A 6,683-nucleotide genomic window follows, 5' to 3' on the forward strand; every position below is an offset into this window, starting at 1 on the left:
CAGGCGCCCACCGTCGAAAGCAGCGGTGATCTTCTTGCGGCCAACGGCTGGAAACGGGAAGGTGGCAGGTGTATCGTCCGGCATGGCGAGTGTGGCACAGGGCAATTGGTGGCAGGGATTAGTCTCAACAACCAAATCCTACGCTGCTTCAAGTGCTTAAGCTACACTCGCCAGCCTTCATCAACCTTCCCATGCATAAGAACGGCTAAGTCCGGGCCCTATTTAATCTTCAACAGGAGAAGAGGGCAAAGCCCATTCTGCGGGAAGCCTCAGAGGCGCGGGCAAGCTTCAAGGAAGGCTGTCGAGCTGAGATGATCACGCAGATGGAAGTCTGCTGGATGCGTGATCACTTCCCCCATCTGACCCAGGATGAGATCGCCACGTTGGTCGACATCCCGTAGTCACTCGTAATCCGCTATGCGAAACTTCAGGAGAAGCAGAGGGAGTACGCGAGGGACAACGAAAGACTTCGCACCCACATTAGCCTGTCAGAGCAGTTCCCTGATCAGTTAACGAGAGGGCATTTCTCTGTGCGCCGCAGGTTCTCGTTGGCCCACATGGCCGCTTGAGTGCGATTGGCGGCACCGATCTTGCGCAGGATAGATTTCACGTGAACTTTGATCGTCGCCTCCGTGATCTCGAGCCTCCTGGCAATGACCTTGTTGGCCTCACCACCCATCAGAGACTGCAAGATGACCGTCTCTCGGGGCGACAGTTTCTCTACCCTCGGATCAGAAGCGCTGTGCTCAGATGTCGATGGAGTGCGAGCGCAACTGGGAACCGTTGATGCTTCCTTGAGAAGGGACTGGATCACGCTTCTAGGCAGGACCTGCTCACCGAGGATCGTCAGTTCAAGAATGTTGATCAGCACCTCACGACCGGCCGTCGAGAGGCAGAAACTATCAACCCCGGCCGTGACCGCAAGCTGCACCAAGTTAAGGTCAAAGCTATTAGCAATGGCCACGATGCGGACTGCGGGGTGTTGTCTCTTAGCATCCTCAACAAGCGTGATTGTTTGCTGGGGAGATCCGCTGGCATCGACGATATACAGAGCCGGTTCTGGGTCTGCCCGACCTGATAATGAGCTATCTCCAATACGCCCTCGGTCGGCCACACCGAAGCGGGTACCAGTCAGAAGATGCGTCAGGCCAGCCTCAACCAGCGCATTCCCGCAGAGTAGTGCCGTTGCGACCTGTCTGCCCGAGCCATCTGCCTGTTCGTTAGCTCTGGCCGCGCAGCCGTATTCATCGCCAAGCATTCCCGCCCCCTGGTCTAGTCCGCCGCAGACACTGCGCGTTCATCAATGATGAAGAACCCTGCATGATCAATAGCAGGCAGCCTGAGCTACCCACTAAGAGGTACTCATTACTACGTAAGGGTGACGCAACGTTCAGCTCGGCTTAAGGAAATCCTGAGTGGCTCCATTGTTGGCCAAAGGATGGCTGTTGACTTGGGAGCGGCGAACCGCGAGCACTGGAGGAGCTTGCGTCAATAGCTGGAAAAGCGACGCGTCGCGCGAACGCTGCGCACCCGCTTTCGGCATGATCCCGCCGCGTACCTGGCTGCTCTCGAACAGCAGGCCTGCCAGTTAGCTTTGCCATCCTAGAAAAAATGCCCGCCGGAAGCGGGCACTTTAAGTTTACGGATCCGTAGGGGCAATTAAAAACAAACCCGATAGAGATCACCTGCTCACACAAAGCCTGCTCTGTCTCTGGTTCATATGGGTAAACTGTGCGGCATCTTGACGGAAACGATCCGAAATATGTTTAATTTTAATTTTTATCTAAAGGTCCTGGTAATGCGCTCCATAGCGGCGCATCTATGATTGAACGCTGACCTGTGCCTGACTGGCGTCAGTGACCCAGGGAGACGTGCGCTCCCGCCTGTGCTGCGGAGTTCGGCTATGCCTCGTCGCCTTCCTGATTTCCCGACCAGCACCGTGATCCTGATCAAGGAAGCACAGGCTGCACGGGTTGCGCGGGTTGCGCGGGTTGCGGAGCATAACCGGTCTGTTCTTGCCCGCTCCCTACCAAGCCAGTCATCAGACCGAGAAGAGAAGCAGATGCATAAGGGTCTTTTTGACGACTGCGAGGGACCCATTCGCGGTCTGCGTCTACCGCTCAACGCCTGGAATGTGCTGGATCGAGAAAACATTACGACGATTGCCCAGCTCACCGCTATTGCGGACCGGATCGAGCGGCTCCCCGGCATTGGGGCAAAGACGGCCCTGGCGATCAGAGTCGAGCTTGGTCGTATCGCCCTCCTTGACGCCCAGTCTCCCTGATCGTTGTCAGCCTCAGCGGGTGCGTAATCCACCATCGGAGAATGCCGAAAATCACGGCGCTGATCATTATTTACCGATCTTCAGCACAAGAGACCGCTTCTTTATAGTCTCAGAGCTGAATTGAGAAGTTTCGTGCGATTAATAGGGGAAATAAAGCTAACACCGAGAGCAGTATTACGTGCTATTGTTTGTTTCTGGTGAGAAGATAATTTCTTGCCTGATCCGAAAGATAAGCTCATGAAAACCCCGGAATGGTTGAAGCCAGGCCTTTACGGCGTGGCGTGCGGCGCAATTGCCGTGACGGTGATCGGCTTCAACTGGGGCGGGTGGGTGACAGGGGGCACAGCCCGGCAGATGGCCACAGAACAATCGCGAACCGATGTGGTTGCAGCACTGACTTCGATCTGCGTCGACCAATCTAAGCGTGATCCACAGCTTGCCGAGCGGGTTGTGCTCTTGAAAGCAGCTTCCTCCTACGAGCGAGGCGACATCGTGATGAAGAATGGCTGGGCAACCATGCCTGGAACGTCGGAAGGCAATCGTCTCGTCGCAGTTGCTTGCGCCGACAAGGTCGGGATCTAGTGATTAAAATCTAGCACTTGGCACCCATTCCGGGATACCCAGCTCCAACGCAGAACGGGCGTTGCAAATGGCAGCTTCGTACCAGAACTAGAAATCTGTTTAGCGGGCTGGAGATTGGAACCGCGCCTGCAAGGCGCCATTTCAATGATACTTCAAGATCAGGGGAGGCAAACAATGGGCAAAGGCAGTGAGAAGCATCGCACCAACGCAAAGAAGAACAAGCTGCGCGAAAAGGCCAAGAGATTTATCAGCGAGGGAAAGAAGCTGACAGGCGAGCTTGTGAGGTACGATCCTCGCCATAAGAAAGCGACTTGATTTGAAACGGGAACAATGCCCGAAGGCGCCGCATGGACCTGCGTTTCGTTGCTGCTGGCCCTTCAGCACGGTTCTGTTGCACGCCGAGAGGTAGGTTGATCGAAGGCCGAATGATGCCTTAAATCAGGCAGCAGCGCTGAACACAGCAGCAATGAAGTCGCTCTGGGCCCTCATGTCGTTCGCTGGTACCCTCGCCACTTGACCCTTGCGGACCATCACCATGATCTCGTAGCCCGCAATTGTTCGGGAGGCCGTCATGAAGCTCTTGAAGCCCAGCCCGGGCCTGACCAGCTGCTTGATGCGCCGGTGATCCTGTTCAACGATGTTATTCAGAACTTTCACCTGCCGGAGTTTGGCAAAGCGCCAGAGTTCTTCACTCTGCTTCATAGCTTTAGCCGCGATTGGAAAGGCGGCATTCTTGTCGACCGTGATGGTCCGCGGATTGACCGTATGCGGAAGAACCGTCGGGCGGCAGCTGCATCCCGCTTGGGCGAGAGCAGAAAGTCGATCGTTTGCCCGAAGGCATCGACGGCCCGGTACAGATAGACCCATTTGCCTTTCACCTGGATGTATGTCTCGTCGACCCTCCAGGATCCGTTTGTCCTCTGGAGATGCGGACGGATGCGCTTGTCCAGCTCGGGTGCATAAGCCTGAATCCAACGAAAGAGGGTCGTGTGATCCACCGTGATGCCACGATCGGCGAGCATGGGCTCGAGATCGCGATAGCTGATGGGGAACTGCAGATACCAGCGGACCGCCCACAGAATGATCTCCGCCGTGAATTGTCGACCCTTGAAAGGATTCTTGCTTCCTTGCTTCACCGCCAGCCCCTCTTTACACCCTCACTTCATAGCTGGGGTAGGCGAAGCCTCAAAGCTGCAACAGAACCAGGTGCCGATCGCTTTGGAGAGCGTCATGCGCAATCTGACTTTTGCGTTCCACAGGCGGCAATCCGGGTGGCAACGTTGCAACCAAAATTTCCGATAAGGCGCAGTATGGAACAGTGCGTTCTAATGAGCGGCGGCGGACTGGGGCGGCAAGATCGCACAGCGGGTAAAATACCCCATGGCGTCTCGCAACCCGCACCAATGACCTCCCCCTGTTTCGCCACGGTCACCAGCGAGGGTGCGGTATTGGATGCTGCTCCTCGGGATATCGAGCCACTGCTCGTCAACGAACATCTGCACCCCTTTAGGTACCAGACGGTAAGGCACAGGGCGGCAGTCGCCATCATGACAGCAGGGCAGACCTGATCGGGTGAGCAGGTCCGTGTAGATATCATGAGCCTGGATCGGCCCAGGCCAAATCACCAGAAGACCGCCGACAAGCGAGATCTGTTTCGGAGACATTATACGCACCCTGACCACCAAGGGGTCCAGGGTCCTCGACTTAGAGAGCCCTGAAGGACGTGAGAGGGGTTGCGTCTTCGCGGTTGAACTCAGTTTATGCCTCGTCCGCTTGAGGCACAACTTTGAGGCAGGAAAGGTCACGCAAGGGCGGCGCGTTGCCCATAGGCCTCAGTATGGAACTGCCACACTTGGCCGGCAGGTGCGTTGAGACACAGCCATCTCTGGATCAACAGCAGAGTATTGGAGTGGTTGGGACTCTATCCCATGGCCTCTAGGCGCTCCGACACAGCGCCCACGCCGCCAGGGTTCGGAGCGTCACATGCTTTCCACATCTACCCTGCTTTCGGCTGTTCTCGTTATCAGCCTATCGCCCTTCCTTCAGGCCCACGACATCTAAGAGGAGAGGCCGATGATCAAGGCATACGGCATCGCACTTGCTGGGTCCTTGCTCGCCGGGCTCGGGCCTGCGTTCGCGGAGCTTGGCCCTCAAGAAAGACAATGCATGGTGGGGGAGCAGCGTGTCAACGGCGCGTGCCGGGCCTTCTCGGAAGGCGCTGGCACGCGAACAGGAGATCAAGGGAGTACCGGCAATCGAGGGGATGCCGGCCGAAGTGGTGCCGGCAGATAGCGGGCCATTCCCCAGCGCTCGGGTTGACCGGTGAGCTCAGAGATGGCGGTGGTGTCTCGGGAGTAGGTCATGCCGCTGGCTTGGTGCAAGCTTTAGTCAGCCAGGCGCGCTACCATGGGCAACGGGCTTTGCCGCACTTGCAACTAGGTGAAGCTGACGCCGGCCTTCTCAACGACAGCCTGCAGAGTGCGGATCGACTCGACTTTGGCGCCTCCATCGAGAGGACCATTCAGCGACCAGTGACGGCGAACTGCACCGCAAGCCGATCCTCTTCCGGCTTGGGGCCGACTACGCCCCGCCTTTAGCCGCGAATAGGCGGGCTGCAGCGGCCCGTGGCAGATATTCTGGTGAGAGAAGGGCCTTGGCGCCTTTGACCCCTCAAAGGGCCACCACGATCAATTTTCGAGCCTCTCCGCTAAACTCCCCCAAAGCCACAGGCGTAGCGGAATCCCCTGAGCTTATGGGGGAGATCAGAAAGGGAAGCGGCCTTCTGCCAAAGGCCTATGTGCCAGACCCAAAACTTGAAGCAGCATTGGAGAACCTGAAAAGGGCTGTCGGCAAAGCCGGAGGCGCTTGGCAGGATCGGCAGCACCAGTACGGGAGGCGAAGATGAATCGAGAACAGCAAGCCGCGCGGGTTGAGAAGATCGTGACCACGATTGCCGAGCGGGCCGTCAGCGTGCCCCCTGATCACCGCTCCGCCTACATCCAGGATGAAGTTGAGAAGGTGCGGCAAGCCTTCCTGCAGACCTATGAGGCTGATGAGGGGCTGAGGGCTTGCGCCATGGCGTTCGTCGACAAGATGAGCGGGTGGATCGAGGCCCGGGTTCACGCGCTGGAGACAGAGGCGGAGGCAGTCGGCAAGACCGAGGCGGATGAGGGCAGGACGGAGCCACATTCGTGACCGATTTGGAGGCGAATGAATGACAACAGGCCGATGGCTCGACGTGAGCGCCACACCCCGCGATGGCTCTCCCATCCTCCTTTGGATCCAGGACGATGAGGCTCCTCCAGATTTCCCGGTGACGGTCGGCTTCTGGGAAACGGACACCATCTTCGAAGTCGGCTTCTGGCGCGTGTTCTCGGCCGGTAGCCCATCGACCTACTTCGATCAGCATGTTCGGGGCTGGAGGCCGCTTCCTCGGGTTCCGAATGCCTGACGAACTCCGCTCTCCGATCAAGCACCACCTGGTGCTGCACCGGCTCGATCCGGAGCAGGGCATCCGGCGCTTCTACTCGCTCACGATCGAGCGGGATCTGTTTGGGACCATCCGCCTGGTGCGCAACTGGGGAAGGATCGGCACAAACGGACAGGAGCTAGCCGTTCTTATGCATGGGAAGGTTGATGAAGGCTGGCGAGTGTAGCTTAAGCACTTGAAGCAGCGTAGGATTTGGTTGTTGAGACTAATCCCTGCCACCAATTGCCCTGTGCCACACTCGCCATGCCGGACGATACACCTGCCACCTTCCCGTTTCCAGCCGTTGGCCGCAAGAAGATCACCGCTGCTTTCGACGGTGGGCGCCTG

At 57.6% G+C, this 6,683-nt stretch carries 7 protein-coding genes and 1 pseudogene; 6 read left to right on the forward strand and 2 right to left on the reverse strand.

What is annotated here, in order from left to right; genetic code table 11:
* Positions 1 to 505: 505 nt before the first annotated feature.
* Positions 506 to 1,258, reverse strand: coding sequence for a response regulator transcription factor (locus FS320_RS35400; protein ID WP_152717046.1), 753 nt, complete (start codon positions 1,256 to 1,258; stop codon positions 506 to 508).
* 645 nt (positions 1,259 to 1,903) lie between these two features.
* Between FS320_RS35400 and FS320_RS35405 the strand changes: the two genes are divergently transcribed.
* From FS320_RS35405 to FS320_RS45500, 3 genes are all read left to right on the forward strand, one after another.
* The gene (locus FS320_RS35405; RefSeq protein ID WP_152717047.1) at positions 1,904 to 2,284 is read left to right on the forward strand and encodes a hypothetical protein; all 381 of its coding nucleotides are present in this window, start codon (positions 1,904 to 1,906) and stop codon (positions 2,282 to 2,284) included.
* Between the two features lie 237 nt (positions 2,285 to 2,521).
* A complete protein-coding gene (locus FS320_RS35410; protein ID WP_152717048.1) occupies positions 2,522 to 2,866 on the forward strand; it encodes a hypothetical protein in 345 nt (114 codons plus the stop codon).
* Between the two features lie 174 nt (positions 2,867 to 3,040).
* Positions 3,041 to 3,181, forward strand: coding sequence for a hypothetical protein (locus tag FS320_RS45500; RefSeq protein ID WP_153885373.1), 141 nt, complete (start codon positions 3,041 to 3,043; stop codon positions 3,179 to 3,181).
* A gap of 123 nt (positions 3,182 to 3,304) precedes the next feature.
* Here the strand turns inward: FS320_RS45500 and FS320_RS35415 are convergent.
* Positions 3,305 to 4,002, reverse strand: a pseudogene (locus FS320_RS35415) (IS6 family transposase).
* 1,765 nt (positions 4,003 to 5,767) lie between these two features.
* On the opposite strand from FS320_RS35415, the gene FS320_RS35420 reads away from it, so the two are divergent.
* The 3 genes from FS320_RS35420 to FS320_RS35430 are packed head-to-tail and all read left to right on the forward strand — an operon-like array spanning position 5,768 to position 6,522.
* The gene (locus tag FS320_RS35420) at positions 5,768 to 6,061 is read left to right on the forward strand and encodes a hypothetical protein (RefSeq protein ID WP_152717049.1); all 294 of its coding nucleotides are present in this window, start codon (positions 5,768 to 5,770) and stop codon (positions 6,059 to 6,061) included.
* A 19-nt stretch (positions 6,062 to 6,080) separates the two neighbouring features.
* Entirely contained in the window at positions 6,081 to 6,317 is a 237-nt protein-coding gene (locus FS320_RS35425) for a hypothetical protein (RefSeq protein ID WP_152717050.1), read from the forward strand.
* Positions 6,310 to 6,522, forward strand: a complete 213-nt coding sequence (locus FS320_RS35430; protein ID WP_152717051.1) for a WGR domain-containing protein — start codon at positions 6,310 to 6,312, stop codon at positions 6,520 to 6,522. Before FS320_RS35425 ends, FS320_RS35430 begins: the two co-directional genes overlap by 8 nt.
* Positions 6,523 to 6,683 lie beyond the last annotated feature (161 nt).

Source organism: Microvirga tunisiensis, assembly GCF_009296175.1.
GTDB classification, from domain to species: Bacteria; Pseudomonadota; Alphaproteobacteria; order Rhizobiales; family Beijerinckiaceae; genus Microvirga; species Microvirga tunisiensis.

Bases quoted from the DNA above. Each gene is read 5' to 3' on its own strand.
- FS320_RS35400 (WP_152717046.1), bottom strand. From the start codon at position 1,258: ATGCTTGGCGATGAATACGGCTGCGCGGCCAGAGCTAACGAACAGGCA.
- FS320_RS35405 (WP_152717047.1), top strand. From the start codon at position 1,904: ATGCCTCGTCGCCTTCCTGATTTCCCGACCAGCACCGTGATCCTGATC.
- FS320_RS35410 (WP_152717048.1), top strand. From the start codon at position 2,522: ATGAAAACCCCGGAATGGTTGAAGCCAGGCCTTTACGGCGTGGCGTGC.
- FS320_RS45500 (WP_153885373.1), top strand. From the start codon at position 3,041: ATGGGCAAAGGCAGTGAGAAGCATCGCACCAACGCAAAGAAGAACAAG.
- FS320_RS35420 (WP_152717049.1), top strand. From the start codon at position 5,768: ATGAATCGAGAACAGCAAGCCGCGCGGGTTGAGAAGATCGTGACCACG.
- FS320_RS35425 (WP_152717050.1), top strand. From the start codon at position 6,081: ATGACAACAGGCCGATGGCTCGACGTGAGCGCCACACCCCGCGATGGC.
- FS320_RS35430 (WP_152717051.1), top strand. From the start codon at position 6,310: ATGCCTGACGAACTCCGCTCTCCGATCAAGCACCACCTGGTGCTGCAC.